Below are 26,633 nucleotides of genomic sequence, written 5' to 3' on the forward strand. Positions count from 1 at the left end.
ACAATAAATATTCCTTACATGTCAAGTGCAGTAAGGCTTATAAAAATAATTTGATACACTTAATTACATTTTTTAATCTTTAAATTTAATAGTTTAGCATAACAGGTACTGAAGAACCGAGAGTATTACCTAAGCTAAACTCTCCAGTGCTAATATCTTGAGATAATTGCAGTTTTTGAGCGATATTAATACTTGCTTCCAGGGTTTCTTGAGATTTTTCCAAATCACCGGACAGTTGCAGTGCATTACCTAGAGAACGTAAAGCCGCAACTTTCATCAAGGAGTCAGGTTGGTTTTGCAAGTGTTGATTCGCTGCCAGCAATGTATCCAATGCACGACGGTAGAAACCAGAAACCCGTAAAGCTTGAGCTTGATTAATTTTGCTGCGAGTTACTCCAATGTTATTTCCGAGTTGCTGCCAAAATTTCTCTACTTGTTGGGAGGTTGCCAAAGATATTTCTGTCCTGCCTAATTCTAGTTGCAGTCCCGCTTGAATATCTAAAGTTTGTGCCAAAACTTCCAGCATTTTTGAGGTTTGGCTTTTAACTTTTAATTTTTGCTTTTTTGCATCCCAACCCAACAAATTTAAGCTGGTATCGATAGCATTTTCGGCATCTTTAAATGAACCATTTTGCTGATATACCAGCGCCAGATTGCTTAAAGCTACTGCTTGATAAATATAGTCTTTCTGTGATTCATATTCACGGACAGCTTGTTGCAGAACTGTTACTGCTTCCTGAAAATTTCCTGCACGATAAAAACTCTCTCCTTGCTCAATTAACTGTCCTGGTCTTGCAACAGCAGATTCGATAGTAGAAATATTTGTTGCTGCTTGTTTAGCGAAGGTGATAGGAAGAAAAATTATGTAAAATACAAAAATAAATAAGAATATAAAACTTCTGGTAATCCATTTTCGATAACGTGATTTTGGAGGATAAAAATATTTTTTTATCACTTTAAATAAATTACTCATCATTCTATATTTATAAAGGTATGTTTTGCCGTCAATAATAGACTACCCGTAATATTCTAGCATCTACTACCAAAAAATGAGTCCTGTACTTTCTGAGTCTAATAGCACTCATTCGTCTAAAGACAAAGAAATTTCTAGTCCGTAGATAGGGGATGGTCTCTAGGGCCATCGCTTTCAAAATAACTAGATTTTTCGTCTCAACGCTAACACTGTTGCACTCCCAAGGATGACGGCAAATGCCGATGGCACTAAAGGCAGCCATGCTCCTTGAATGAAGAAAACACCAGTACAAACTCCATATAAAACTATGATTATGATGCCTATTGTACATATTTTTTCTATATGCGATCGCACCTGCCAAACAACCAAACTACTCACTAAAGTCCAACCCCAGATCCAAAAAATATCACCCCAATAAGGTAGCACCCAAAGTATCGGACGTTTATCTAAAACAGCACTAATAATCTGACTAGTCATTTGGGCTTGAATTAATACCCCAGGTGTTTCTTGATAAGGTTGCTTTAACACACTATAGGGAGTAGGAAAAGTATCTCTCAAGCTGTTGGCTGTTACTCCAATTAAAATTACTTTATCTTTAATAGTCTCAGGTTTAACTCGATTGCTCAACACATCCTCCATACTAACTTTCTCAAAGTTAGCGTTGCGATAATTCATTAGTATTTGAATACCACCTAGACTTATTTCTTGTTGGTAAGCTCCACTATTGCCTAATTTTAACCGTTGAAATCTTGTTGCATCCCTGGTAGATTTAAAAATTAAAGCCTCATCTGTAAAGTCATGTTGAATACCTTCTAAAAATAAATAGCGTGCAGCTAGTTGTAGGTTTAGAGAGAAAGGGGTAGTGCAAACAGAAGCAGGCTCTTGCTTCATCATTAAAACTTGACGGCGAACTATCCCGTCTGGGTCGCGCACTCCATCAGTAAAGCCTTGACGGTCAACAGGAACTCCCGCAGGAGGTTTAATACCTTGAGGGTCGTGTTCACTATCTTTACCTTTACAAACAATAACTACATTCTCTTGGTTTAACTGTTTTGTCAAATCTAACTGCTTTGATTTATTGGGTAAGTCTAGAATATCTCTATAGATATCTATGCCAATAATTCGTGGCTGATATTGTTGGATTTTTTGAATTAATTTAGCTAAGGAAGCATCAGATATTGATTTGAGTCCCCGTGTCGGCTCTAAGAAAGTTTGAATATCTTTTTCATTCACTTCCACAACCAACAATCTAGAATCTTGTTCTTCTTGAGGGCGCAGTCTTAATAAATGATCAAAAGCTTGTAACTCTTGTATCTGGAAAACTCCAAAGCATCTCAAACTAATCATTAATGCCGATGCAATACTAGCAATAAAAAATATAGCCCCAATTTTCTGTAAAAGATTATATTTTTTATTGTCAGGAGAATTATAATTACCACATAGTTCTTGCCAAGTTACAGGTATTACTGTGGGATTTTGACAGATAAGTGGCAACCAACTAGCGCAGAGGAAATCGTTTTCCCATCCTTGAAGTCTTTCCCTTGCTTCTCTGACTGCTGAATAAAAAAGTTTGCCACCAGCAAAGGCAACAAGAAAGTTTTTTAAGAATTCTTGCGCCACCAAATCTGGTACTGGTTCACGCATGACAATAACTTGAGGAATATTTAAATCTGCTAGATTTCGTGCTAAACCTATACCATCACAGGAATTGAAAATAGCAATTTTTAAACCTCGTGAAATTGCCTGTTGCAGGGCATTTTTTAATTGAGGAATTGCTAAACTCTCAGTTTCATTAATATAAATTTTTCCAGTCTCACCATCGGCTTGACTGGAACTATGTCCAGCAAAAAATAAGATATCCCAATCCTGATTCCACAAATATTGGTCAACTTCTCTGCGTGTTGGTTCTACTAAAAACTTTGTTTCGGCATCTTTTAACCCTTGTAGCAAAGTCCGGTCTTTCTCAACATCAATACTGCTGCTATTACCCAAGATAGCGAGGATTTTCACTTTACCTGTATGCAATTTAGGTTGGGTTGGAGAAAATCCATACTCATGAGGAGCTAATGCGACTTCTGCATAGCGATAATCTTCAAAAAAATTCCACAGATGCCAAGGAAGTCGCTGAAGTAAAGGAATATTAGTTTCAAAAATTACTCGAATTGCATCATCTCTGTTAAGTAGCGTCCGTAACTGTTGCACTACATTTTGGAATGGTTCTGAATTTAACCATTTATTGATATGTTGTTGTAGTTGTTGACATATTTCGCTAAATTCACTCACAGAGACATTGGTAATATCTTGCGGATAAATTTTAATTCGCCGAGGCAAACCCAAACGCTGATGAAGAGCCAGATAAAGCAGCTGCCATCGACGATATAATTCGGCGAGTTCTGGCACTGGTGGCAGACTACTGGTAAATTTCATCGGGTACAGTCTACTACTATCAGAAACTTGGGCAGTAACTGTGGGAAACCCTTGATTTAAATCACCTGCCAACAAGCTAAATACGACTAGTTTATCCATTACTGCATTTGTTATACCAAGAAAGAAAAATGGTGGCGACAGATGGTTCTGTAGAACTCTGACACAGAAGGGGATTCCTAATCCAAAATCTAAAATCCTTCGACTGAGCGCTCACGACAAAGACCAAAATCCAAAATGGTATTAGTTGTTGGTAGTTGGTTGCCTTTTGTTAAATATTATATAGTATCAGCATTTAATCATTTTTGGCAAATAAAAAACCCTCAAACCTTTGCGGTGCAAGGAAAATATAGGAAATATCCAAAAATACCCGAAACCCAGATATCCCTCTTTTGTCACTCTCGGAAAAGAATAATCGACGCCAGATTTTGCAACTCTGATTTAATCAAGGTTTGGAGCTTTATTTTTTGTTAGAAAAGAAAATTCATAGCCAAAAGGAGAAAACTAAAGCCCCGTTAACCTTTCAGCTATTGCATTATGCCAAAGTGACACAAGAGGGATAAAGGAATAAGTACCTTAAACTATAAAATTTTCTGTAATTTGAAAATTATATAGTTGGACTTGAATATTAAAAGTTACTCCTGTCTCCACGTCAAAGCGCAGCAGTTGCACAAAATTATCCTGACTTCTCGCCTGCACTTCTTGTAGCACCTCTCCAGACTCTGAGCGCAAAACCAGCTTAATATTTGCCGGTAAATAAAATTCTTGACCAGCCGGATGCAACTGTACTCGTACACTAATAAATTGCCTATCTATATCAGGTACAAGTGCAATTAGTAAGACTATAGAAGTTGATTCCAGTTGCATTCCTAAGTCGATGAGTTTAGCTTGCTTGATAGCCGGCTCCTGCACTCCAAGGTAATTTCTCAGTCCTAAAACATTGTTGTTACTTTTTAACTCAAAAACTGCCTCTAAAGTCTGCCAACCTGGGGCAAAAATGCCCTTTAGCCATTGAGAGAGATTAATTTGGGTCATTGCTTGTCGCTGTTGATATAGCTTTTGTCGTGACTGTTCGATTCCTAAAAGTGCTCCCCAAACGGCAAAGGGCGCCGACTGTCTGGGAAAAGTGACGGATGGGTTACCCAAGCGTTGCACAAGATTTTCTGCTTGAGTTTGTGGTAATTCTGGTAATGAGGCGATCGCTTTTTTGGTTTGTGCTTCTCGACAATACTGGTAAGTTAAAAAGAAAGCGCTAATATCTTTTGTGATGTGCCGTGCATCTAAACAGTAGGTACGGTCAACTGGGTCATAGTTACCTGACAATTTTAATTCCTGATGGGTCGTGTAACCCCACACTCGCACCCACTCTTGATTATTTGTAATTTGTACTGCTAAATAATAATCTGCTGCCCAACTGGGAATATCCACCCATTCCTGGGGTACTTCTAATTCCTTATGGTCAATGGCCTCGCTAGGAACTAGCACGACTTTTTGCTCACCAAAACAAATGCCTACTCCATTGAGGAACTCCCAAAAACTAGGTATACCAGCACTGCTGAACCAAACTGCGGCCTCGGCAACATATTCATTTTTGACCCAGGTTAAAAAAACATCAAGGCAGATTTGATTGATATAGGCACACCAGCGACTGTGAGGAGTTCCATAAATCTGGCTATTTTGCCAAGACTGCGATCGCACTCCAGCCATTACCTCTAACAACAATTCCGTTGGTTCTGTAAAAATTAATGTCATTTATAATACCTCAAATTGATTCAACTCTAAAGCCAGATTGAGCATAATTAATTTTCAACCATTCTTCTAAAGCTGCACTCATATCTTTTATTTGGTTGGCATTTACGGAAATATTCTCTGTTTGTCTACTCCAATTTAGTAAGGCTGCCAGCAATAAGTCTCTTCCTTTGAGTAACCGACGAGAAACAGTAGGTTGGCTAATCTTCAACTCTTGGATAATTTGCTGCTGAGTCATTCCCCCTTGGTAATAAAGCTCAAAAATTGTTTGAGATTGAGTCTCAAGCTGCCTAAAAGCTGACTCCAATACTTCATTTATCTGAGAAAGTTTATTTTTTCGCTCTTCAGCTTCTTCTTGGGCGATAATTTGCCCTATTAATGATTCAGATAACGGGTCTTTAATCTCAAACTCTTGGCTGGTATCTTCCTCTTGGTTGTATATATTTATAGAAGCAACACTTGGATAAAGATAAGTACGCAGGTAAATAGCAGTTTTGGTCAGCCGTTCCTCTATTACTTCTGGACTGCACTCTGAACCTGGAGGATTTAGTTGACTGTGTCGTTCACTATTGTAAAGATTGGCAACAGCTGCCCAAAGTTGCCCATTCGGTTCTGGCTGCTTTTGCTCTCCATCTGGTTGGCTTTGCAGGTACAGCACCCTAAAACAAGTCCAAGCTAGGCGATACTGTAATATCTGCGTGGGAGATAAGCCTGCATTATCCAGCGCTTCCAAAACTAATTTTTTACTTACCTTGCGTAACAAGCCCCAGTTTGTACAAACATCAGCTTCCTTGCCTTGGCGGAGAATATCTTTTAATCGGCTGGGAAATGCCATGCTGGCATAGGTTTTTAAACTAGAGTTTTTCTCAGGGTTATATCCTTCTAGAATTTTTTCAACTTCTGCAATACCCATTTGAAAATAATCAGCCAAACCATACTGGTTGATAGTGAATCGAGCCAGTATTTTTCCGGCAGCCCAATAACAAGTTTCCTGTAAATAGGCTGATAAATGTTGTTTGGCGAGGTTGCTTAATTGAGAATTCAACCGCCATAGCTTATACCAATAGAGTGACCAAAAATATTCTGCAACGCCATCCTCTGCCCAATGTTCAGTGTCTGGAGAATTTTGCAAACAATTCTCCATGCGGCGGCGCAACCTAACGTCTGTCAACCATTTGCTAAACTTATCATTCTCTAATTTGGCAAAGGTAGAGAAAGTTGCAACAATTTCCTGGCGAGGACGCATAAGTAATTTAAATATATAACAGAAATTTAGATGTCGCTACTTCCTGAACTCTCGCTGCTAAAAGCTGTAAAAGCCTTGAACTCAAACAATGACACTTATCGAGTGTGCCATTCGTGCAAAACTTGAGCCGATATGGGTTAGGGTTTCAGTATACCTAGCAAGATTCAAATCTGATTCCTGAGGTCAATCTTCCCTAGTTCTTCCCGATTGTTCTCTAATCTTAAAACTATCGAGCCAAGAAATGGCAACACAGCCCAGACAAAACTTGGTAGCACCAAGCTCAATACTAAGGAGACAACAATAATTATGACTTCTACAACAGACAACAGCAAGCAAGAAGAGATTCGTGAGGATCATGAACTGCTACTAAAAAGAGCCAGAAAAGAAATTATTGAGAATTTCAAAGATTCTGGCTTCAGTAAAAGTATTAAAGAATCTGGAGAAAAATACCTGGCAATTTCTAGCAGTATTAGCGCCACAGATGAGAATGGTTTTCAGCTGACTATTGTAGTTGAATTTCTCAAGACCTTTACTCCACCACCAGGAACTTGCCCTTGCGGCACTACTTACGAAATAATGAATAGTAATGGTGACTATCTTACGTACAATTGCCCTTGCCCTTAATCCTACTCAGGATTGTTTACTTAATTTTATGAACTTCAATGATTGAGAATCAAGTAAGTAAAGCTCTCATGGAAATCCTAGGGTATCATCTAATTAGTCTTACAAAAATTGTTCTTGATTCTCAATCAGCAATAGAAGCATTGGCAATTACAAAGGGTCTCGCTGGATTTTAGTACCAATCACAAAATTAATTTATTGCCTAGTACTGTAGAGTCGTTGCATACAATGTCTCTACAGTATATTATATTATCAGGATAATTGCTGTCAATTGACCAATAAGTAGTATGACTAATTACATGGGTCAGGTTAAAGGGTTAGGACTGGTAATAAGTGGCGCAATAATTTTTTCTACAAACTCTGCTATTGCTCAAATAATTCCAGATGGGACTCTACCTACTAATTCTCAAGTGAATCCAGAGGTGAACAATGTCATAAATATTGAAGGTGGAACCAAAGTTGACAGCAATTTGTTCCACAGTTTTGAACAATTTTCCGTTCTTGATGGCAAGATAGCTAACTTCAAAAATCCTGAAAATGTTCAGAATATTATTACCAGAGTAACAGGCAAATCTAATTCTAATATTGAAGGTACTCTAAAAGCAGACTATACAGCTAATCTATTTCTGATTAATCCCAACGGGATTAGTTTTGGACCCAATGCTTCTTTGCAAATTGGTGGTTCATTTGTAGCGAGTACGGCGAGTAGTGTCAACTTTAAGGATGGGACAAAGTTTAGTGCTACACATCCTCAAAACACACCCCTGCTCACAGTAAGTGTTCCTATTGGTTTGCAATTTGGTACAAATGCGGCTTCAATTAGCAATGAATCTCAGGCAAAAGATCCAAATACCAATCTTAGTGTTGGTCTACAAGTGAAACCTGGTAAAACATTGGCACTAGTAGGTGGTGAGATCATTTTGAAGGGGGGACGTTTAAGAGCAGAATCAGGAAGAATTGAACTAGGCAGTGTTGCTAGTAATAGTGTGGTGAGTCTGAAACCAATTGAGCAAGGCTGGGCTTTGGGATATGATGGTGTAGAAAATTTTCAAGACATTCAACTCATCTCTCGTCGAACTGAAACTAGTGACGGTGCTGATATTCCCTCGGTTGTCAATGCCACTGGTGATGGCGGGGGTAGCATCCAGGTGCAAGGCAAAATAGTAACAATAAGTGGAGCTCAGGTAGGCTTATTTAGTACGACGACAGGCGACACAAATGGTCAAGATATAACAATTACGGCTCAAAAATTTATTGTTGAAAACGGAGCACAAGTAAGAACTTCATCTAGAAGCGATAAAGATGGGGGACATTTGACTATAAATGCTTCTGAATCTGTAGAACTAATTGATAGCTTGGACACCGAAAACACCAGCGCTACTGGATTATTTACTACAACTACTGGTAAAGGAAATGCGGGCAACATTTCCATCTATACTAAGAAGCTATATATCCTATCTGGGGCAAGTTTAACAACAGAGTCTAGTAGTTTTTTTGAAGGCGACAAAAGAATACAAGCTGAAGGAAACGCAGGGAATATAACAGTAAATGCCTTGGAGATGGTAGAAATAGCTGGAAAGTCAACAAGCAATGTACCTAGTAGATTTTCTGCTTCCACTGTAAATAGCACAAAGGCAGGAATAGTAAATATCACTACAGGAAAATTGATTGTCCGCGATGGGGCTGAAATAAATGTGAGCGTCTACGCTACCACTCCAAAAGATACAACTGATCTAGCAACTCCAGGGGAAATAAATATAACGGCTCGCTCCATACTTTTGAATAATGAAGGAAAAATTACGGCTCAAAGTGAATCCGGCCGGGGCGGAAATATCACGCTACAAGTGCAAGATTTATTACAGATGCGCCGCCAAAGTAAAATATCTGCTAGTGCAGGCACAACACAGGCTCCTGGAGATGGGGGGAATATTACCATCAATGCACCTAATGGCTTCATTGGCGCTGGCCCTTTAGAAAATAACGATATCACAGCCAATGCTTACTCTGGTTCTGGCGGTAATATCAAAATCCAAACTAAGAGCATTTTTGGGTTTGTCCCCCGTACTGCTGAAGAGTTAGAGAGACTGTTAAAACCTGATGACCTAACAAAACTAGACTCAAGTGAGCTACCAACAAGTGACGTCACAGCATTTTCTCAGCAAAATCGTTCATTAAGCGGCAGTATACAAATCAACACACCAGAGGTTGACCCTAGTAAAGGATTGATAGAACTACCCGTTAATCTGGTTGATGTTTCACAGCAAATCGCTACTGACTGCAAACCTGGTGGGAAACTCGGAAGGGGTTCATTTATTGTTACTGGCCGTGGAGGTATAGCACCCAGCCCTAGACAGCCATTGATGAGTAATGATGCTCTACGGACAGATTGGCTCAAGCTAGGGTCAGAGCCTAAGAACCGAGCAGGTGGTGTCCAGAACAGAGCAGTTATTCAGCAGCAGCGCTACACAGAAGACAATACACAAAAAGTAGATATTGTCAATAATCCTACCGAAATTATCCAAGCCCAAGGATGGGTGTTTGATACTAATGGTAATGTGGTTCTAGTCGCTCAAGCTCCAATAGTGACACCTCATAGCCCTTCCCTTACCTCTCCATCTTGTGCTGTTAAATAACACAATTTGTTTACTGGAAATTTTCCAGCACAACCAATTGATACAGTGATTGTAGAGTCTTGCCATCCTTGGGATAGTCAGCTATGCCAAAATGAAATTTTACATCAAAGCGATCGCCACCCGGTGCAGTGAAGACTTGCTGCCGCAGGGTAGTCAAAAATTCATTGAGGCGATCGCTTACCTGTTTTTTGATTAACCCAGGTATGCCGACAACAAACTCGCCATTTCCCCAGTAGCCCAACACCTCTCCACCGCGAAAAATAGCTTGGAACAGGCGACCCCACCGTTGTAGAATTTGGTTACCTGTGACATGACCATACTTAATATTGAGCGATCGCAACTCCACGACACTAAATACTGCTACACAAAAACAAGATGTAGTTTCAATCAGTTCCTCTAAATCCCGACTAGATTGCAGTTGATTTGGTAATCCAGTCAGTAGGTCTTTAGTAGAGAGTGTTTGAAGCATACGGCTACGCTGCAAACGATTGGTGATGCGAGTTAACAATTCTGGCCCAACCACTGGCTTAGTTACATAGTCATCTGCCCCCATAGCAAACACCTGCTGAATAATTTGGCGATCGCTACTAGCAGTCAGAAATACAATCGGCAACCCCTGCCACTGAGGATCGGTACGGACTGCTTGACACAATTCAATCCCACTCAGTTGGGGCATATTCACATCCAAAATTAATAAATCCGGAGCTACAGACCGCAACACTTCCCAGAAACCTAAAGGATTATCTAACGCGATCATTCGCATACCCCAAGGTTCCAGCATGGAACGCAATCCTGCCAAAAAAATAGGATCGTCATCCACTACCAATACTTTCACTGTTTGGGAATGGCTGCGTTGCAATAACTGTCTTGTCATAGCCCAAACTTGCTCGGCTGTCACAGGTCTAACTAAAAACCCTTGTCCGCCAGCACGAGCTACCATCAGCCGATCCAACAACCCATCTGCCGAGTCCAGCACTACTACGGGTACTGGCGGAGTCCGAGCCGCCAGTTCAGATAGTAATGCCAGACTATCTTCCTGTTCTCCCACCGCATCCACAGCCAACACCACCAAATCTGGCAAGTGAGACTGAAGCCAGGTTTTGGCTAGCTCTAACGTTGTCACCTGTTGCCAACTTAGGTTAACTGCAAGCGCTTGTTCTTGTAATTCTCGACTAAGATTTTCCTCAGTGTCAATCAACAACAATCGAGGCGTTTCTGACGGTGGAGAAATCTTGGACTCAGTTAGTTCGAGTAGTTCAGTCAATTTTCTGACTAAATCTAAAAATTGGCGCTCCTGATTTGGTCGCAAACCTTGATTTTCTAACAAAATCTGTTCAATTTCTCGTGCCCATAAGGTTCCTGCTTCCCGCTCAAACATCCCCAAAACACCAGCCAACTTATGTGCTGCTTGCCCAGCATCTTGGCGCAATTCTTCTGATAGCGTCCCTGTCTGCACCGCCGTGGCTGCTGCTTGCACAGCTGCTAAACGTTGAGCCATTAATCCTTGATACTGCTGCCACAGGTGATTCATTCCCATCTGGAATTGCTGCTCTAGAGCTGGTGTTGGGGGTGAGGGAGATGAGGAAATAACCCTAATTTCTCCCTCTGCTGCCCTGCTTCCTTGCTCACCAACACCCACCTTCAACCGATACCCCAAACCGTAAACATTCTCAATCGAGTCTGCGGCTCCCACAGCCTTGAGTTTTTGCCGCAAACCTTTAATATGTGCCTTGACACTCTCCTCTAAAGGAGGGTCATCATAAGTCCAGAGAAGCTCCACCAGTTGCCCCCGACTAAATACCCGTGATGGATTCCGCAAAAAAATTTCCAACAAACTGTATTCTTTGGGAGTTAATGCCAGAGGTTTCTCGTCATAGGTCACCAAACAACTTTGAGGATCTAAACGCAGATTGCCTACCTGTAGCACCGTTGTGGGAGAAACCCGGCCACGGCGCAGTAAGGCTCGTGACCTTGCTTTGAGTTCTTCCAATTTTAGAGGTTTAATTAGATAATCATCTGCACCAGCGTCTAGCCCGCGAATGATATCAGTACTAGCATCTCTGGCAGTGATTAGCAGGATGGGAATCGAGCAGCTGTCTGCACGTAAACGCTGACATAAAGTAATGCCATCAATTTTGGGGAGTCCCACATCCATGACGATGAGGTCGTAGTTGGTGTTTTGGGCATATTCCCAACCAGTTTGACCATCCCATGCCGTATCTACCACGTATTGTTGACTTTTAAAAGATTGCAGCAGTAATGGCAATAAAACTTCGTCATCTTCAATTAACAAAATTCGCATTGCATTAACGAGATTATATAAGCCGCCAACCTAGTTAGTTGGCGTAAATAATTCAAGGTTGGTAGTGAGGGCTTCAGCCCTCTTTCGTAGGGCTAAAGCCCTGACTACGAGCAAATTTCAATAGTTTTTACTTTGCTTAACATAGTTTGATTTCTTTTCGCCTACTTACTTAGCATTGGCTGACTAATTTTGGACAGGTTTTTTCCTTAAATTTTAGATAAGGTAGCGGTAGAGCCACATTTTCTAGTCAATAAAGGGAGCATCAACATAATTTTTATCTAATTTAACTGAGTATAAAAGACTTCGCCAATCACTAACTAAAGACACATCATTAGGCCTATCTTTCCGAAGTTGTGCTAGCAAAGTCAGTGCGTCAAACCAAATGCCATTTTCAGCATAGATAAAAATTTTGTCTCGTTCTTGTGCTGCTGCTAATTGTTTTTCTAAGCTGGTGTTTAACTCGACTCGTTGAATATCGCCTTCGACATGATACGGCACGCTTTGCTCTCCGCTACAACTAACTTTAAAAAACCAACGATAATTTTTGTTTATTTCTAGAGGGCGGGCTGTAGATGGAAGCGTAACGCTGATAATTCCTGGTTTTGCTCTGAGCGATACAGCATTTTTATAAACTTCATTTTCTTCACTATCTTGTAAAATAAACTCTACACTTGCATCTGCAAGCTCTGTTGTGTAAGGGAGGTAAAACCAAAATGTTGGATATTTATTTGTCGTTAATCCCCACACATCCATAGAGGATTTAGAGATTGATCCTTTGCCAGATTGACTTGTTAAATTACGTTCTTGAAAAGGTACTAACGCTCTTAGTGGATTCTCTACTGCTGGACACAAATCTCGACTTCCCATACCGATGGGACGTCCCGGTATCGTACTGAGTCCTACTGGAGGTTTCGTCCACCGAAAAACAGGTTGAGATTTATTTTTTTGAGATGAAGCTGGTTTGCTAGCAGGTGGTGTTGATTGTTGAGAAAATACAGTTTTAGTAGTTTGGGCTTTTAGCAATGCTGAATCTTGAATAGCACTACCCAAAATCAGGGTAATTGGCAAGATCCACATCATGGATTGTGTCTTCATAGCTACAAATTTTTTGAAAACCAAAAAAATTAACAAATTTTGCATATATAAAATTTACACCACTGCTGGAGGGTTGCAGTTAACTGGCACATACCAATATTTCATTGGTCGGCTTTTTTCGTTTTATTCACCGCTTTGGTAACTAAATTTGCTTTCCATATCCCTATGATCTGAGGTACACCTGAAAAAACGAAAGTCTTAATATATACAAAATCTTGATTTACCTCATTATTCGCTCAGGAAACGCTATATTGCAGAAACTTATAATTGATCTGCGAATTTTAATTGCTTATGTGGCTAATTGTATAAAAGATTGCCATTTTTATTTTCATACTTAATAAAAAGATATATTATATTTATCCCAATTTGAAAAAAGAATGTGACAGATACAAACCCGGAAACCCTATCAAATCAAGCTTTCTTAATTTTGTATCCCTTACGGGAGCCGTAGGCTCTATGAGAGAATTTTGAATTGGTATTACCCTGCTGGCTAAGATTTTGATGAAATTCCGCTTAAATCGGCGTAATTTTCTAGACTAGAGAAGTTAGAAATAGTAGTTACTAGTTTAGACTTTCGGTATATTTTCCTTACCTTATCAGCGTTTGAGGCTTGTTTATTCCTTAAAAATGTTGAATTTCCGTTAGTCAATGGGCTGAGAACTTATAAGGAAAATTATCTATGACCTTAAATGTAGAAGGTTTAGTTAGCCAACTGCGGGTAACTCTAGGGAGGATGGAGGTAGCACTAGGGGCAATTGCTGATGCGATCGCCTGGATAGGTAATGATGGCAGGGTGCAGTGGTGTAATGCTGCTTTCGATAGATTAGTGAACCTACCTCATATCCTAGTGCTGAACATGGGGCTAGGTGAGATACTACCATTGACACAAGGGGGTGAAGCAGTTGCCACAGATTGTTATCCCGATGTGCAAGTTCTCCGGGGAGAGTATGAAACCACAGAATATGAATATCAACGACAGGTAGATGGGGAGCGGCTTGTCGGCAAATATTGCTCCTTAATTTTAGAAATTTCAGGAAACTGTGCTGAACATATAGGAGGCCAAAAGTCGGCTGTACTTGTGATTCGGGATGTCACCCAAGCAAAGCGTTTGCTTGCCCAACACCAGCAAGCAGAACAGCAACGGGTAGAAACTCTGTCTTTTCTCCAATCTACCCTGGAGTCTACAGCAGATGGAATTGCTGTTTTATGCAGCGATGGGAGCGTTAGTATTTATAATCACAAGTTCGTCCAAATGTGGTCGATGCCAGAGGCATTGCTATCGCCATTTCAGAGTCATGAAAGATTAAGGTTTATGGCTGAACAGACGCGAGATTCCCAAGCCTTTATTGCTAGGGCAAGGGAATTGTTAATTGATTACCCAGAACAGGCAGCTTTTGATCTAGTAGAACTCAAGGATGGCAGGGTTTTTGAGCGTTATTCTCATCCTCAATGGCACGGCGATCGCATTGTCGGACGGGTTTGGAGTTTCCGAGATATTACTGAACGCAAGCAAGCAGAAGTAACCATGCAGCGCTGGGCCCAGGCAGACAAATTACTCAGCAGTATTTCCCGGCAGTTGATCGACCAGAATCTAGAAACTGCAATCAATTTTACCCTGCAAGCGATCGCTGAGTTCTTTGAAGCTAAACGTAGTTACATATTTGAGTATTCTGAGCAACAGCAGCAGTTTGACATGGTTCATGAATGGCAAACTGATGGCGTGCAAATATTATCTAGCAATATCACTAGTGCTGTCGAGCCGTTTCCCTGGTTCTACAACTGTATTCTTAGTGGCAAACCTGTACAAGGCTTACAAGTTGTCCATATTGCAGATATGCCACCAGAGGCGACACTAAAGAAATCTCTGCTGTATAGAGAAGTCATTCAGTCCCTAGTGGCTGTACCTATGATCCATGCTGATAAAGTGGTAGGGTTTTTGGGAGTGGATATTATTCATGACCGGAAAACTTGGAGCCAGGAAGAGATTAACCTCTTGCAACTCATAGGAGAACTGATTGCTATTGGTCGCTCACGACATCAGGTCGAAGAAGAATTGCGATTAGCAAAAGAATCTGCCCTACGAGAAGCAGCACGCAGCGCTGAAGCTAACCAGGCCAAAAGTGCCTTCCTTGCAAACATGAGTCACGAACTCCGCACCCCGCTTAACGCTATTCTGGGTTTTGCCCAGTTGATGGAGCGAGATACCGCCCTCACTGAGCATCAGAGAGAATCTCTTGCAACCATCAATCGCAGTGGGGAACACCTGCTGAAATTAATTAATGATGTGTTAGAGATGTCCAAAATCGAAGCTGGTCGCACGGTTTTCAACCCGGAACCCTTTGACCTGCAACAGCTGTTACAAATTATTCAAGAAATGTTCCAAGTAAGAGCTCAGTCCAAAAAACTCTACTTAACAGTTGAACTGGCTCCAAATTTACCACAATACATCTTTACAGATGAGGGTAAGCTGCGGCAAGTCTTGATCAACCTTTTGGGTAATGCTATCAAGTTTACCGATACTGGAGGAGTAAGATTGCGAGTTAGTGGAGAAGAACTCTTGAGGACAGAACTCTCTTCAACTCCTAGCTACTCGCTACATTTTGAAATTGCCGATACTGGTAAAGGAATTGCTGCTGAGGAATTAGATAAACTCTTTCAACCCTTTGTGCAAACTACCAGTGGTTTCCAATCTAAAGAAGGGACGGGACTGGGGTTGACCCTTAGCCGTGAATTTGTGCAGTTAATGGAAGGCAATATCAGTCTCTCCAGTGAAGTAAATCGCGGGTCTACTTTCTATTTTGATATTAAAGTGGAACAGGCATTGCGATCGCAAGTTCCAGCACCAACCCCCAAAAAGCGGGTACATAGTTTGGTTGTTGGTCAACCTGTGTATCGAATGCTGGTGGTAGATGACCGCATAGAAAATTACAAAATATTAATACAATTACTCAACGCCGTCGGGTTTGAAACCCGTGTGGCAACTAACGGTCAGGAGGCAATACAAGAGTGGCAAGCATGGCATCCCCACCTAATTTGGATGGATATGCGAATGCCTGTGATGGATGGATATCAGGCAACTCGACAAATTCGCGCCCAAGAACAGAAGCTTCAAGCAAAAAACTCCCACCAAAATTTTCGGACAGTAATTATTGCCCTCACAGCCAGTGCTTTTGAAGAACAGCGCTCCGATATTTTAGCCGCAGGTTGTGACGACCTCATCCGCAAGCCATTCCGAGAGGGGGTCATCTTCAATAAAATAGCCGAACATTTGGGAGTAGAGTATGTTTATGCACAAGAGCAAGAGAGCCAGCCAACAGAGCACAGAGCCACTAAAGCAGATCCACTAACCGCAGAAGACCTAGCTGTTATGCCTGAAGCATGGATAAATGCTCTACATAAGGCAGCCATTCAGGTTGATGCTGAACTGATCTGTAAACTCATTCAACAAATCCCCGAAACCCATCACGCTTTAGCTCAAGAACTGACAACACTTGTAAATCTTTTCTGTTTTGACGAAATTATTCAGTTAATTACAGGAGAAGAAGATGCATAGTCAGCCATTAGACAAACCTAAAGCCAATATTTTAGTAATTGATGACACTCCGGAAAACTTGCAGCTTTTAGCTGCCATGCTGACAGGACAAGGTTACAAAGTTCGTAGCGTCACCAAAGCTACAGCAGGTCTGCGGGGAGCGCAAGCAGCGCCACCGGACTTGATTTTGCTGGACGTGAATATGCCAGAGATGAATGGTTATGAGGTTTGTCAACATCTCAAAGCTAATGAGATCACCCGTGACATTCCTGTAATTTTTCTTAGTGCGATGGATAGCGTGCTAGATAAGGTGAAAGCCTTTTCAGTCGGAGGGGTAGACTACATTACTAAACCCTTCAACGTGGAAGAGGTGCTGGCACGTTTAGAAAATCATTTGATGATTCGCAATTTGCGTGCATCATTGCAAGAGCAAAATGCCATGTTAGAACAGGAGATTCAGGAGCGCCACGAGGTGGAAGAAAAGTTTGCCAAAGCTTTTAGTTCTAGTCCCAGTCCCATTATGATTTCCTCCCTGACGGATGGGTGCTTCATTGATGCCAACAGCAGTTTTTTGAGAATGAGTGGCTATTCCCTAGAGGAAATTATTGGTAACACTTTCACAGAACTTAATTTGGGCATGAATCCACAAAGGTACACTAGCACCATTGGGCAACTCTTGGAAAAAGGATCTCTGCAAAATCATGAAATCGAATTTCGTACCAAATCAGGCGAAGTTAGAATTGCTTTGCTGTCTGCAGAACTCATTGAGCTATCCGGGAGAGAGTGCGTCCTCAACACTTTCAACGATATCACCGAGGGCCGACGGTTAGAAAACGAATTCATCTCTTTAGTTAGCCATGAATTACGTACCCCCCTCACCTCTTTGATGGGTGCTTTAGACCTTCTAGCAGCTGGACAGCTAGGAACCCTGACTTCAAGAGGTCAACAAGTCCTAAATATTGCTATTACCAACACTGAACGCTTGATTCGCTTAGTCAATGATATTTTAGACTTGGAACGGATAAAATCGGGTAAGCTGACCATCCAAAAGCTCAAGTGTAATGCTGGTAACCTACTTACACAGTCGGCAGAAGTTATGCAACCGATGGCAGAACGCTCCCAAATCAATCTTGTTATTGAACCCATCACGGCTGAAATCTTGGTAGATCCAGACCGGATACTGCAAACTCTGACTAATTTGTTGAGCAATGCCATCAAATTTTCCGAACCTGGTACTACTATTTGGCTGCGTGCCCAGATTCAGCCTAATTACCTGCAAATCACAGTTCAAGACCAGGGACGGGGTATTCCGGCTGATAAACTACAGACAATTTTTGAGCGGTTTCAGCAGGTAGATGCCTCTGATTCTCGCAAAAAAGGAGGTACAGGTTTAGGTTTGGCTATTTGCCGTAACATTGTTGAGCAACATGGCGGTAACATTTGGGCTGAGAGCATTCTCGGTCAAGGTAGTATCTTCTATTTGATTTTGCCATTTGTAGCTTAAACAGGTAAAACTGGCAATAGCAATTTAAATAGAAAATATTTATGAGCAAATGTGTATTAATAGTTGATGATGAAGAAGATGTGCGGGCGATTACTCAAATGGGATTAGAAATGGCAGCAGGCTGGACAGTGCTAACTGCTAGTTCTGGACAAGAAGCTTTAGTCGTAGCAGCAAGCAACCAACCCGATGTCATTCTATTAGATATGATGATGCCTGATATGGATGGTCGGGCAACCCTACAACAACTTAAAGCGAACCCGATAACTCAGCATATTCCTGTTATTCTGGTTACTGCAAAGGTTCAACCTTCAGAAGAACAGAGCATAGCTCTGTTGGGTATTGCTGCTGTATTTGCTAAACCCTTTCGTCCCTTAAAATTGGCTGACGAGATCAGTAGTGTATTGAGTTCTATTGCCAAAACATGAGTTATATCATGTCCGGCTAATTAGTTATGATTCCTACATCTGTGCAAAAACCGGGTTTCCCCCTGCAAGAAAGCAAGAAAGCAAGAAAGCAAGAAAGCGGTCTTCATGATAAGTCTTTAACCGGACACGATATTAGGCAGGATTAATATCCTCCCTACGATTAACCAACTCCGCTGCTAGGGCGATCGCCTCCTTCATACTCGTAGCATCAGCAATCCCCTTACCAGCAATATCAAACGCCGTTCCGTGATCAGGTGAAGTCCGCACAAAAGGTAAACCAATAGAAGTATTCACAGCCCGATCAAAAGCCATCAACTTGACTGGAATTAAGCCTTGGTCGTGGTAAAGTGCCAAATAAGCATCAGCAGGATGATCCACGCGAGAATTTCCATACCAAGCAAGACCTGGTTTAACCCACATCGTATCTGGTGGTATTGGCCCCTCTAGCTGCATGTTTGGACGCTTACGCCTTTCTGACTCTATCCAGGGAATTAGCCAATCTATTTCTTCAGTTCCCAGTTGTCCCAATTCACCGCTGTGGGGATTCAAACCTGCGATCGCAATTCTGCCATTTTCAATCCCAAAATCTTGGGCTAAACACTCCACCAGCAAATCTAGTTTCTTTGTCAACAACTGCGGTGTTAATGTATCAGCTACTTGACTTAAAGGAATATGTGTGGTAGCCAGTAAAGCGCGGATTGTCCAGCCGGTAAAAGGCGATCGCGCCACAAACAACATGCCAAAACGGTCAACACCAGATTTTTGGGCTAAAAGTTCCGTTTGTCCAGGATAATTGTATCCTGCGGCTTTCCAAGTAGATTTAGAGATCGGCCCTGTGACAATACCATCAAATTTACCAGCCAGAGTTTGAGCGATCGCATATTCCATATAAGCAAAACTCGCCGCACCACTGGCAGCATTTCCCATCCCCAGACTAATTTCACCAACAGTAGGCACATCAATCACTGACAACTGGGCTGGATTGGCCAAAGGTGCTACATTCTCGGTTAAATTTAACTTGTGATAAATCTGTGTCAGCAAATCCCCGTTACCCACCACCACCACGTCACAATATTGACTAACTTCCGAATCTGCTAAAGCCTTCAAAATCACCTCTGGGCCAATCCCCGCAGGATCACCCAATGTCAAAGCCAAACGCGGGCGTTCTTGTTGACCAAAATTCCTCAGATCAGCTTGCTTTATTTGATACATATATAATACTTGCTTAATAATTATTTGACATTTTTCCCCACATCCCCCTTCGGGTACACTGTTGGGCTGCTTTGGGAATTAGCTGAAACTAGTTTAGAATTATTCACACGGGTCTAATCTAACAGTAGCTGTTGTCAAACTTCTAGTAGACCTAGTTTACACAAACCATTAGTTAAGGAGAATCATACCAATGGGCGGCGAAATATTAAATGCAGGTCTGTTGTCCTTCGGTTTAATCTTTGTGGGTTGGGCCTTGGGTGCTTTGTTACTGAAAATTCAGGGCGCAGAAGAATAATCCCCCTGGTACACAGCACTCAAAAAGCGAGAGGCATTCCTCTTTCTAGGAAAATAGCTTGTCCGGACGCCGGACAAAGCTTTTTCCGCCAGTTTCCTGAAATCATGCCAGTTTCTTAAAATAAACGTAAAGTTTTGTTTGTACAGGCAATTCTGTTAAGATTCTTTTCATAAAACATTAAGATTTATAAAGACCCTCATGACATTATTAATCGTCGGTGCCACTGGCACCTTAGGAAGACAAGTGGCTCGTCGCGCTATCGATGAGGGGTATAAGGTACGTTGTCTGGTTCGGAGTACCAAAAAAGCGGCTTTTCTCAAAGAATGGGGTGCGGAACTGGTATCAGGAGATTTGTGTTATCCCCAAACCCTACCGGGAGCATTAGTTGGCGTCACCGCAGTCATTGATGCAGCAACATCTCGCCCTACAGATTCACTAACTATTAAGCAGGTAGACTGGGATGGCAAAGTAGCATTAATTCAAGCAGCAAAAGCCGCAGGTGTAGAGCGGTTTATCTTCTTTTCCATTCTCGATGCCGAGAAGTACCCAGAAGTACCGCTAATGGAAATTAAGCGATGTACAGAACTGTTTCTGACTGAATCCGGCTTGAACTACACCATTTTCCGGCTGGCTGGCTTTATGCAAGGGTTAATTGGTCAATATGGGATTCCCATATTAGAAAACCAGCCAGTTTGGGTAACGGGTGCATCCTCTCCCGTAGCCTACATGGACACACAAGACGTTGCTAAGTTTGCTACCCGTGCCTTAAGTGTGCCAGAAACCGCCAAGGAAGCCTTCCCCTTAGTGGGAACTCGTGCTTGGAGTGCAGAAGAAATCATTAGCCTATGCGAACGCTTGTCTGGAAAAGATGCCAGAGTCACGCGAATGCCGATAAACGTACTGCGTACCATGCAGCGTATCCTGCGGTTCTTTCAGTGGGGGTGGAATGTCGCCGACAGACTGGCTTTTACAGAAGTTCTGGCTAGTGGTAGGCCATTAAATGCCTCAATGGATGAAGTATATACAGTCTTTGGGTTAGAGAAAGAACAAACCGCCACCCTAGAAACTTACTTGCAAGAGTACTTCAGCCGAATCATGAAAAAGCTGAAGGAGTTAGACTACCAGAAAAATCAAGCCAAAAAGCAGAAAAGCAAAAAGACTCCGTTCAAACAGTCATCATAGTTACTGAGAGTTAATTAATCCTGGACTGACGATGAGAATTGTCAAAAATGTGTAAGGATTACAGAATAAAAAGCAGCGCCTAAATTTGGATATTTGAGTGTGCCGAAAGTAGGCATTATCTACAATGACGTTAAACCGATAGCGAGTCGTGTTGCTATCGAGTTAAAAGACAAGCTAACCGCTGTCGGTTGGAATGTATCTATCACGACGAGTATTGGTGGGATACTGGGCTACGCTAATCCCGATAGTCCTGTATGCCACACCCCAATTGAAGCTTTGACACCTCCCGATTTTGATTCCGAGATGGAATTTGCTGTAGTGTTAGGGGGAGACGGCACTGTTTTAGCAGCGTCGCGTCAGGTTGCACCCTGCGGTATTCCACTGCTGACAGTGAATACTGGTCACATGGGATTTTTGACGGAAACTTATCTTAACCAATTGCCCCAAGCTCTAGAACAGGTGATGGCGGGTAAGTATGAAGTTGAAGAACGGGTGATGCTCACCGTTAAAGTACTTCGGGGAGATTCAGTGCTATGGGAAGCTCTCTGCCTGAATGAAATGGTGTTACATCGGGAACCATTAACCTCGATGTGCCATTTTGAAATTGCTGTTGGGCGTCATGCCGCAGTAGATATTGCTGCGGATGGTGTAATTATTTCTACACCAACGGGTTCTACAGCTTATTCCTTGAGTGCTGGTGGCCCAGTAGTGACCCCTGGTGTGCCTGTGTTGCAGCTGGTGCCCATTTGTCCCCATTCCCTAGCTTCTCGGTCTTTGGTATTTCCCGATAGTGAACCAGTAAACATCTACCCAGTCAATGTCCCCAGGATGGTGATGGTGGTGGATGGAAATGGAGGGTGCTATATCTTTCCTGATGATCGGGTATATTTGGAGCGATCGCCATATACTGCTCGGTTCATTCGCCTGCAATCACCGGAGTTTTTCCGCATTTTGCGAGAAAAATTAGGTTGGGGTCTGCCACATATTGCCAAGCCGACTTCGGTAGAATTACCTTAGTCAAACAGGTCATTAGTGAAATAACTATTTCTTGTGCCTTTTGGGTAGCGTGCCTTTTTTGGTGATTTCCTTCCAGAATTACTGGCTAAGGGGTGGAATTTGGAATGTAGTTATGGAAATTGCATATCTGGAATTTTGATGGCTGACGCTTGAACGTGTTAAAACAGCCATAGACAGGGTGTTAAATCAGGAATGATCGATCACGAAAAACTCAGAAATTGCATCTCTAACTCATGTACAGAGTTTTTCGAGAACCTCTGTACAACCTGAAATTCCTAATCCAATATCTCAAATTAATATGACAGTTGCTCACAGTCCCTGTGTTTTGGTGATTGAAACCGATGAGAACCTAGCAAATCAGCTTTCTTTTGATTTGCAAGAAGCTGGCTATGATGCGATTTTGGCTCATGATGCGACAAGTGGTTTGCAATATTGCCACGATCGCCAACCTGCTTTAATTGTTGTAGACCGAATGCTCTCAGGAGAATCAGGACTCTCGTTGTGCAAAAATCTCCGAAGCGCGGGTATGCGATCGCCTATGCTAGTGATGATGGCACGGGATACAGTCGATGACCGTGTAGCTTGTCTAGAAGCAGGGGCTGATGATTACATCCTCAAGCCTTACCGCTCAGAAGACTTTTTGAAGTTAATTCGCCTCTACTTAAAACCTGATGTCGATACCACAGAGCAATTACGCTTTGGGGATTTGATTTTAGATATCGCCACCCGCCGCGCCATACACAACGGACGGGCCATCGATTTAACAATGAAGGAATTTGAACTCCTCAAGTTCTTAATGGAACACCCCCGTGAAGTATTAACCCGCGAACAAATTCTCGAAAACGTTTGGGGTTATGACTTTATGGGTGAGTCGAATGTGATTGAAGTGTACATTCGCTACTTGCGCCTGAAAATTGAAGATGAAAATCAAAAGCGCCTCATTCAAACGGTGCGAGGCGTCGGTTACGTCTTAAGAGAGTCATAGAAGCCACGTTTAATCATTTAGTCATTGGTCATTATCTCCCTAATGCCCACTTCCTGGGTTTTTGTGCTTAAATTAGCTAAAATCAAAACTTAAAATTACAAAATTTAAAACTATTAGGATGAGTTTGTTAAGTTTGTTATCAATATTGCTGAGTGTTTGGCTGATGGGCTGTTCTCCACCAACCGCAGCTAAACCTCCCATCGCCACACCAAACTCTCAAACCCAAGCACCAGTAACTGCCGGTCAAATGCTACCAATTTCTGCTACAGCCACTATTCCCAACGGTACAAAAATTCAGTTAGAAGTAGCGCAAACCCAGGAACAGCAAGCAATGGGGTTGATGTATCGCCCAGCTTTACCCGATGACCGGGGGATGCTGTTTGCGTTCCCTTCACCACAACCAGTCAGATTCTGGATGATGAATGTACCCGTGTCCCTAGATATGGTCTTTCTTGGGAATGGAGTAGTGAAGTATATTCAGGCTTCGGCACCTCCCTGCGCTATGCAGCCCTGTGCTACTTATGGCCCCAACGTACCAATCGACATGGTAATTGAATTGCGGTCTGGACGCGCTGCTGAATTAGGTTTGAAGGTGGGCGATAGTATCAAAATTGAATAGTTAGGCTCCGGCGCTTTGCGGAACTAAAAACTGTAATCATCTCTCTGTGAAGAGTTGACAAAATCTTTATAAAGATTTATTTGTAATAAAAATATCACGTATTGTGGTAAAACAATCACTTATGAGGCTACTATTTAGCCATAGCACTCATAAGTATCAAGCTCTACTGTTTCCAGGGTAGAATCGCTGTTTTTAAGCTTGGTTGCAAAAATCCTCCCTTTGGCGTACGTGTAAATAGTCGTTGATAAGGGAGTATAAGCTATGGAATCTTTGCTACTAAATGTGTAATTAAACAAAGCATTAAAAGTAAACAAGGATGAAGCTAATTTGACAAGGGAAATGTGCTGCTGAAGATAGGAGCAAACCAGCAATTAAGGAAGCTTCTATTGCCCAGAACCTCTAATATAAGGTTCTTTTAGAGGCATAACCAACAAAAGTGCTGCTCGGTTTATTCGCTAACAGCACAGTGACACATAAAATACTGGCTACAGACTACTGAGAAAGGGTGAACCGATATATGATAATACACTCTACCCAAGGAGGTGAGAAACAAATGGCACCATCAAGATATTCTCGATTACTTCATTTTTTGCAGGAAGATTTGGCAATTTCTGCCGCCTCTTTGGCCGTAGCACTGCGCCATCGCGAGCAAGATCCAGGTTCTTTAGCCATAATTCTTTGGCAGTATGGGTTAATTACACTAGATCAGTTAGGACAAATTTATGATTGGCTAGAGACAGCATAGGTATGAGTAGCTCATTCAGGAGAATTGAGGTATGTCAAATCGACTCTACCTTCTGCAAAGGTTGATAGATAAACAAATTGACTCTGGTGGATTCTACGCATTTTCATTCAAATTAAAAGAGCGAGTTGTTAAGTCTATCTGTTGCATCAACGAGATAACTTGCTTCCAATAGGCAGCGCTCTCCAGAATCTTTACATAAGGAAAGTCTCCAGCCTCCTCCTGTTAATTGCTCTCCTTCTCCACATTTAGTAGGAAGAATCTAGAATCCCCTGCCTTTCGGAGTAAGTAAGTGAGCGAAGCAAAACTTACTCAGGCAGGGGAGTGTCAAGAATAGTTAGGATTGACTCAATACTCTCGCGGCGGCTGCTACACCACCTCCGGGGGTGAAGCCTTCATGGCCAAGTTCTAAAAGGACTACTTCTAGGGATGCTATGCAGCTAAGGATATCGCGATCGCTCACAAAACCCAAGTGACCAATGCGGAAAATCTTGTTTGATAAATGGTCTTGACCACCTGCAAGGGCTATATCAAAGCGCTTTTTCATCAGCGACCGAATTTTATCTGATTCGATTCCTTGGGGTGCTACTGCGGTAATTGCCGGACTGGCGGAATTATCTGCGGCAAACAATGGTAAATTCATCCCTTGAATCCCGGCGCGGGTAGCATTCTTAAGTCGCTGGTGGCGCGTAAATATTGACTCTAAGCCTTCAGCTTTCATCATTCGTAACGTGGTATGCAGCGCTACTATTAAGTTGACTGGCGGCGTAAAGGGGGTGGTATTTTTGGGTGTAGCTTTGCGATATTTGCCTAAATCTAGATAATATTTTGGCAATTTCGCAGTTTTGTAAGCTTCCCAAGCTTTGGGGCTGACAGAGACAAACCCCAATCCGGGGGGAATCATGTAGCCTTTTTGGGAACCAGAGGCGACTACATCCAAACCCCAGGCATCAACAGGCAAATTAAAAGCACCCAAACTAGTGACAGCGTCAACAATAATCAGGGCTTCACCGTGTTCCTTAACATGGCGGTTGATGGCTGCCAGGTCATTGAGCACACCCGTTGAGGTTTCGCTGTGGGTGATAATCACAGCTTTGATTTGCTTATCTTTATCAGCTGCTAGTTTTTCGGCAAACTGCCCTGGATCTAAGGGTTTTCCCCATTCAGCGGTAACTGTTTCGACATTCAAACCAAAGGCTTCACCAACTTCTACCCAGCGTTCGCCGAACTTACCGTTAGAACCAACTAAAATGCGATCGCCTGGAGATAGAAAATTAATCATCCCAGCTTCCACAGCACCTGTACCGCTGACATTCAGCATCTGCACATCATGTTGAGTTTGATGTAGCCATTTGAGGTTTTCTGTCACCTCCGCCATCATGTTGCTAAATTCACTGGTGCGGTGTCCAATTGGGTGCTTGGCTAATGCCAGTAGGGCCGCTTCTGGCACCGGGGTAGGGCCAGGAATCATTAGCATCAGCTTATCGTCCATGTTATCTGTGTCCTAAATTCAAATAAAAGTCAAAATTGCGGGGGGATGGTTAATTCTGCTAAACTTATCGGCATCGTGTTTCCAGTAGTCTTACCAGATGTACAGATCACCTTTGGGGGTCTGAATCTTGGAGCAGTGGTTGATCCTCAGCTAGTAATTAGCAGACATCAAATTTATTAACCAGTTTGTTTAAAGTCAGGAAAAAGTGCTTATCTAGAATCTCACAAATTGGCGCACAGGTACAATGAGTTAGCAAATTGTATCAAGAGCCGTTTTTTTTGGCACTATCTGAAAATGGAAAATTTCCCCACTAGATCGATTTTGACTAACTCCCTGCCTGAAGGGGTAAGTCCTGGGGACAAGGTTTGCCAAAGGGTAGCGGACGCACCAAAGGAGATTCTTGCTCTCACACTATCTCTCATTTGATGGTTACGTTTTCTTGTAATAGTCTCTACGAGAATATCCAAATAACCCTGTGATTTTCCTTTTTACAGTTTGCACAATTATTATCTAGTTTACAAGTAAAATTAACTAAAAAATGAAACAATCAAAGCAACTTTAGCCAACTAGGTTGAGTGAGTTGCT

General features: G+C 42.1%; 19 protein-coding genes. 11 read left to right on the plus strand and 8 right to left on the minus strand.

Going from position 1 to position 26,633, the window contains the following annotated elements; translation table 11 throughout:
• Positions 1-85: 85 nt before the first annotated feature.
• The 4 genes from H6G32_RS22415 to H6G32_RS22430 form a co-directional block, all read right to left on the minus strand.
• The gene (locus tag H6G32_RS22415; protein ID WP_242046697.1) at positions 86-976 is read right to left on the minus strand and encodes a tetratricopeptide repeat protein; all 891 of its coding nucleotides are present in this window, start codon (positions 974-976) and stop codon (positions 86-88) included.
• Between the two features lie 180 nt (positions 977-1,156).
• Positions 1,157-3,499, minus strand: coding sequence for a CHASE2 domain-containing protein (locus H6G32_RS22420; protein ID WP_190462304.1), 2,343 nt, complete (start codon positions 3,497-3,499; stop codon positions 1,157-1,159).
• Between the two features lie 474 nt (positions 3,500-3,973).
• Positions 3,974-5,149 (minus strand): DUF1822 family protein, encoded by a 1,176-nt coding sequence (locus H6G32_RS22425; protein ID WP_190462306.1) that lies wholly within the window; start codon positions 5,147-5,149, stop codon positions 3,974-3,976.
• Between the two features lie 10 nt (positions 5,150-5,159).
• Positions 5,160-6,392, minus strand: coding sequence for a sigma-70 family RNA polymerase sigma factor (locus H6G32_RS22430; protein ID WP_190462308.1), 1,233 nt, complete (start codon positions 6,390-6,392; stop codon positions 5,160-5,162).
• Positions 6,393-6,698: 306 nt separating this feature from the next.
• Here H6G32_RS22430 and H6G32_RS22435 point away from each other — a divergent pair, with 306 nt between their 5' ends.
• The gene (locus tag H6G32_RS22435; RefSeq protein WP_190462311.1) at positions 6,699-7,016 is read left to right on the plus strand and encodes a hypothetical protein; all 318 of its coding nucleotides are present in this window, start codon (positions 6,699-6,701) and stop codon (positions 7,014-7,016) included.
• 284 nt (positions 7,017-7,300) lie between these two features.
• A complete protein-coding gene (locus H6G32_RS22440; protein ID WP_190462313.1) occupies positions 7,301-9,646 on the plus strand; it encodes a two-partner secretion domain-containing protein in 2,346 nt (781 codons plus the stop codon).
• A gap of 10 nt (positions 9,647-9,656) precedes the next feature.
• Here H6G32_RS22440 and H6G32_RS22445 read toward each other — a convergent pair whose 3' ends face one another.
• Positions 9,657-11,948 (minus strand): response regulator, encoded by a 2,292-nt coding sequence (locus H6G32_RS22445; RefSeq protein WP_190462315.1) that lies wholly within the window; start codon positions 11,946-11,948, stop codon positions 9,657-9,659.
• Between the two features lie 243 nt (positions 11,949-12,191).
• Complete coding sequence (locus H6G32_RS22450; RefSeq protein WP_242046699.1) at positions 12,192-13,028, minus strand: DUF928 domain-containing protein; 837 nt, start codon at positions 13,026-13,028, stop codon at positions 12,192-12,194.
• 694 nt (positions 13,029-13,722) lie between these two features.
• Between H6G32_RS22450 and H6G32_RS22455 the strand changes: the two genes are divergently transcribed.
• The 3 genes from H6G32_RS22455 to H6G32_RS22465 are packed head-to-tail and all read left to right on the plus strand — an operon-like array spanning position 13,723 to position 18,504.
• Positions 13,723-16,596: a PAS domain-containing hybrid sensor histidine kinase/response regulator gene (locus H6G32_RS22455; protein ID WP_190462320.1), complete on the plus strand. Its 2,874-nt coding sequence runs from the start codon at positions 13,723-13,725 to the stop codon at positions 16,594-16,596.
• Positions 16,589-18,079: an ATP-binding protein gene (locus tag H6G32_RS22460; RefSeq protein ID WP_190462322.1), complete on the plus strand. Its 1,491-nt coding sequence runs from the start codon at positions 16,589-16,591 to the stop codon at positions 18,077-18,079. The genes H6G32_RS22455 and H6G32_RS22460 overlap by 8 nt, the downstream gene beginning before the upstream one ends.
• A 41-nt stretch (positions 18,080-18,120) precedes the next feature.
• Positions 18,121-18,504: a response regulator gene (locus tag H6G32_RS22465; RefSeq protein WP_190462324.1), complete on the plus strand. Its 384-nt coding sequence runs from the start codon at positions 18,121-18,123 to the stop codon at positions 18,502-18,504.
• Between the two features lie 132 nt (positions 18,505-18,636).
• On the opposite strand, the gene pdxA is transcribed toward H6G32_RS22465, so the two are convergent.
• Positions 18,637-19,716, minus strand: a complete 1,080-nt coding sequence (gene pdxA, locus H6G32_RS22470; protein WP_190462327.1) for a 4-hydroxythreonine-4-phosphate dehydrogenase PdxA — start codon at positions 19,714-19,716, stop codon at positions 18,637-18,639.
• A 190-nt stretch (positions 19,717-19,906) separates the two neighbouring features.
• On the opposite strand from pdxA, the gene petM reads away from it, so the two are divergent.
• The 6 genes from petM (at position 19,907) to H6G32_RS22500 (ending at position 24,559) form a co-directional block, all read left to right on the plus strand.
• Positions 19,907-20,011, plus strand: coding sequence for a cytochrome b6-f complex subunit PetM (gene petM, locus H6G32_RS22475; RefSeq protein ID WP_190462328.1), 105 nt, complete (start codon positions 19,907-19,909; stop codon positions 20,009-20,011).
• A 198-nt stretch (positions 20,012-20,209) separates the two neighbouring features.
• Positions 20,210-21,193, plus strand: coding sequence for an SDR family oxidoreductase (locus H6G32_RS22480; RefSeq protein ID WP_190462330.1), 984 nt, complete (start codon positions 20,210-20,212; stop codon positions 21,191-21,193).
• 99 nt (positions 21,194-21,292) lie between these two features.
• Positions 21,293-22,210: an NAD(+) kinase gene (locus H6G32_RS22485; RefSeq protein WP_190462332.1), complete on the plus strand. Its 918-nt coding sequence runs from the start codon at positions 21,293-21,295 to the stop codon at positions 22,208-22,210.
• A gap of 298 nt (positions 22,211-22,508) precedes the next feature.
• Complete coding sequence (nblR, locus tag H6G32_RS22490; protein WP_190462334.1) at positions 22,509-23,195, plus strand: response regulator transcription factor NblR; 687 nt, start codon at positions 22,509-22,511, stop codon at positions 23,193-23,195.
• A 118-nt stretch (positions 23,196-23,313) separates the two neighbouring features.
• Entirely contained in the window at positions 23,314-23,814 is a 501-nt protein-coding gene (locus H6G32_RS22495) for a DUF192 domain-containing protein (protein ID WP_190462336.1), read from the plus strand.
• Positions 23,815-24,331: 517 nt separating this feature from the next.
• Positions 24,332-24,559 (plus strand): DUF2949 domain-containing protein, encoded by a 228-nt coding sequence (locus H6G32_RS22500; RefSeq protein WP_190462337.1) that lies wholly within the window; start codon positions 24,332-24,334, stop codon positions 24,557-24,559.
• 334 nt (positions 24,560-24,893) lie between these two features.
• Here the strand turns inward: H6G32_RS22500 and H6G32_RS22505 are convergent, their stop codons facing one another.
• Positions 24,894-26,048: a pyridoxal-phosphate-dependent aminotransferase family protein gene (locus tag H6G32_RS22505; RefSeq protein ID WP_190462339.1), complete on the minus strand. Its 1,155-nt coding sequence runs from the start codon at positions 26,046-26,048 to the stop codon at positions 24,894-24,896.
• Positions 26,049-26,633: the final 585 nt, after the last annotated feature.

It is taken from the genome of Cylindrospermum sp. FACHB-282 (assembly GCF_014697195.1).
Classification (GTDB): Bacteria; Cyanobacteriota; Cyanobacteriia; order Cyanobacteriales; family Nostocaceae; genus Cylindrospermum.

What these genes read in the sequence shown, in the direction of transcription:
- nblR (WP_190462334.1), top strand. Translation starts at nt 22,509, where the DNA reads ATGACAGTTGCTCACAGTCCCTGTGTTTTGGTGATTGAAACCGATGAG.
- H6G32_RS22425 (WP_190462306.1), bottom strand. Translation starts at nt 5,149, where the DNA reads ATGACATTAATTTTTACAGAACCAACGGAATTGTTGTTAGAGGTAATG.
- H6G32_RS22420 (WP_190462304.1), bottom strand. Translation starts at nt 3,499, where the DNA reads ATGGATAAACTAGTCGTATTTAGCTTGTTGGCAGGTGATTTAAATCAA.
- H6G32_RS22430 (WP_190462308.1), bottom strand. Translation starts at nt 6,392, where the DNA reads ATGCGTCCTCGCCAGGAAATTGTTGCAACTTTCTCTACCTTTGCCAAA.
- H6G32_RS22435 (WP_190462311.1), top strand. Translation starts at nt 6,699, where the DNA reads ATGACTTCTACAACAGACAACAGCAAGCAAGAAGAGATTCGTGAGGAT.
- H6G32_RS22445 (WP_190462315.1), bottom strand. Translation starts at nt 11,948, where the DNA reads ATGCGAATTTTGTTAATTGAAGATGACGAAGTTTTATTGCCATTACTG.
- H6G32_RS22505 (WP_190462339.1), bottom strand. Translation starts at nt 26,048, where the DNA reads ATGGACGATAAGCTGATGCTAATGATTCCTGGCCCTACCCCGGTGCCA.
- petM (WP_190462328.1), top strand. Translation starts at nt 19,907, where the DNA reads ATGGGCGGCGAAATATTAAATGCAGGTCTGTTGTCCTTCGGTTTAATC.
- H6G32_RS22500 (WP_190462337.1), top strand. Translation starts at nt 24,332, where the DNA reads ATGATAATACACTCTACCCAAGGAGGTGAGAAACAAATGGCACCATCA.
- H6G32_RS22480 (WP_190462330.1), top strand. Translation starts at nt 20,210, where the DNA reads ATGACATTATTAATCGTCGGTGCCACTGGCACCTTAGGAAGACAAGTG.
- H6G32_RS22495 (WP_190462336.1), top strand. Translation starts at nt 23,314, where the DNA reads ATGAGTTTGTTAAGTTTGTTATCAATATTGCTGAGTGTTTGGCTGATG.
- H6G32_RS22450 (WP_242046699.1), bottom strand. Translation starts at nt 13,028, where the DNA reads ATGATGTGGATCTTGCCAATTACCCTGATTTTGGGTAGTGCTATTCAA.
- pdxA (WP_190462327.1), bottom strand. Translation starts at nt 19,716, where the DNA reads ATGTATCAAATAAAGCAAGCTGATCTGAGGAATTTTGGTCAACAAGAA.
- H6G32_RS22415 (WP_242046697.1), bottom strand. Translation starts at nt 976, where the DNA reads ATGATGAGTAATTTATTTAAAGTGATAAAAAAATATTTTTATCCTCCA.
- H6G32_RS22455 (WP_190462320.1), top strand. Translation starts at nt 13,723, where the DNA reads ATGACCTTAAATGTAGAAGGTTTAGTTAGCCAACTGCGGGTAACTCTA.
- H6G32_RS22465 (WP_190462324.1), top strand. Translation starts at nt 18,121, where the DNA reads ATGAGCAAATGTGTATTAATAGTTGATGATGAAGAAGATGTGCGGGCG.
- H6G32_RS22460 (WP_190462322.1), top strand. Translation starts at nt 16,589, where the DNA reads ATGCATAGTCAGCCATTAGACAAACCTAAAGCCAATATTTTAGTAATT.
- H6G32_RS22440 (WP_190462313.1), top strand. Translation starts at nt 7,301, where the DNA reads ATGACTAATTACATGGGTCAGGTTAAAGGGTTAGGACTGGTAATAAGT.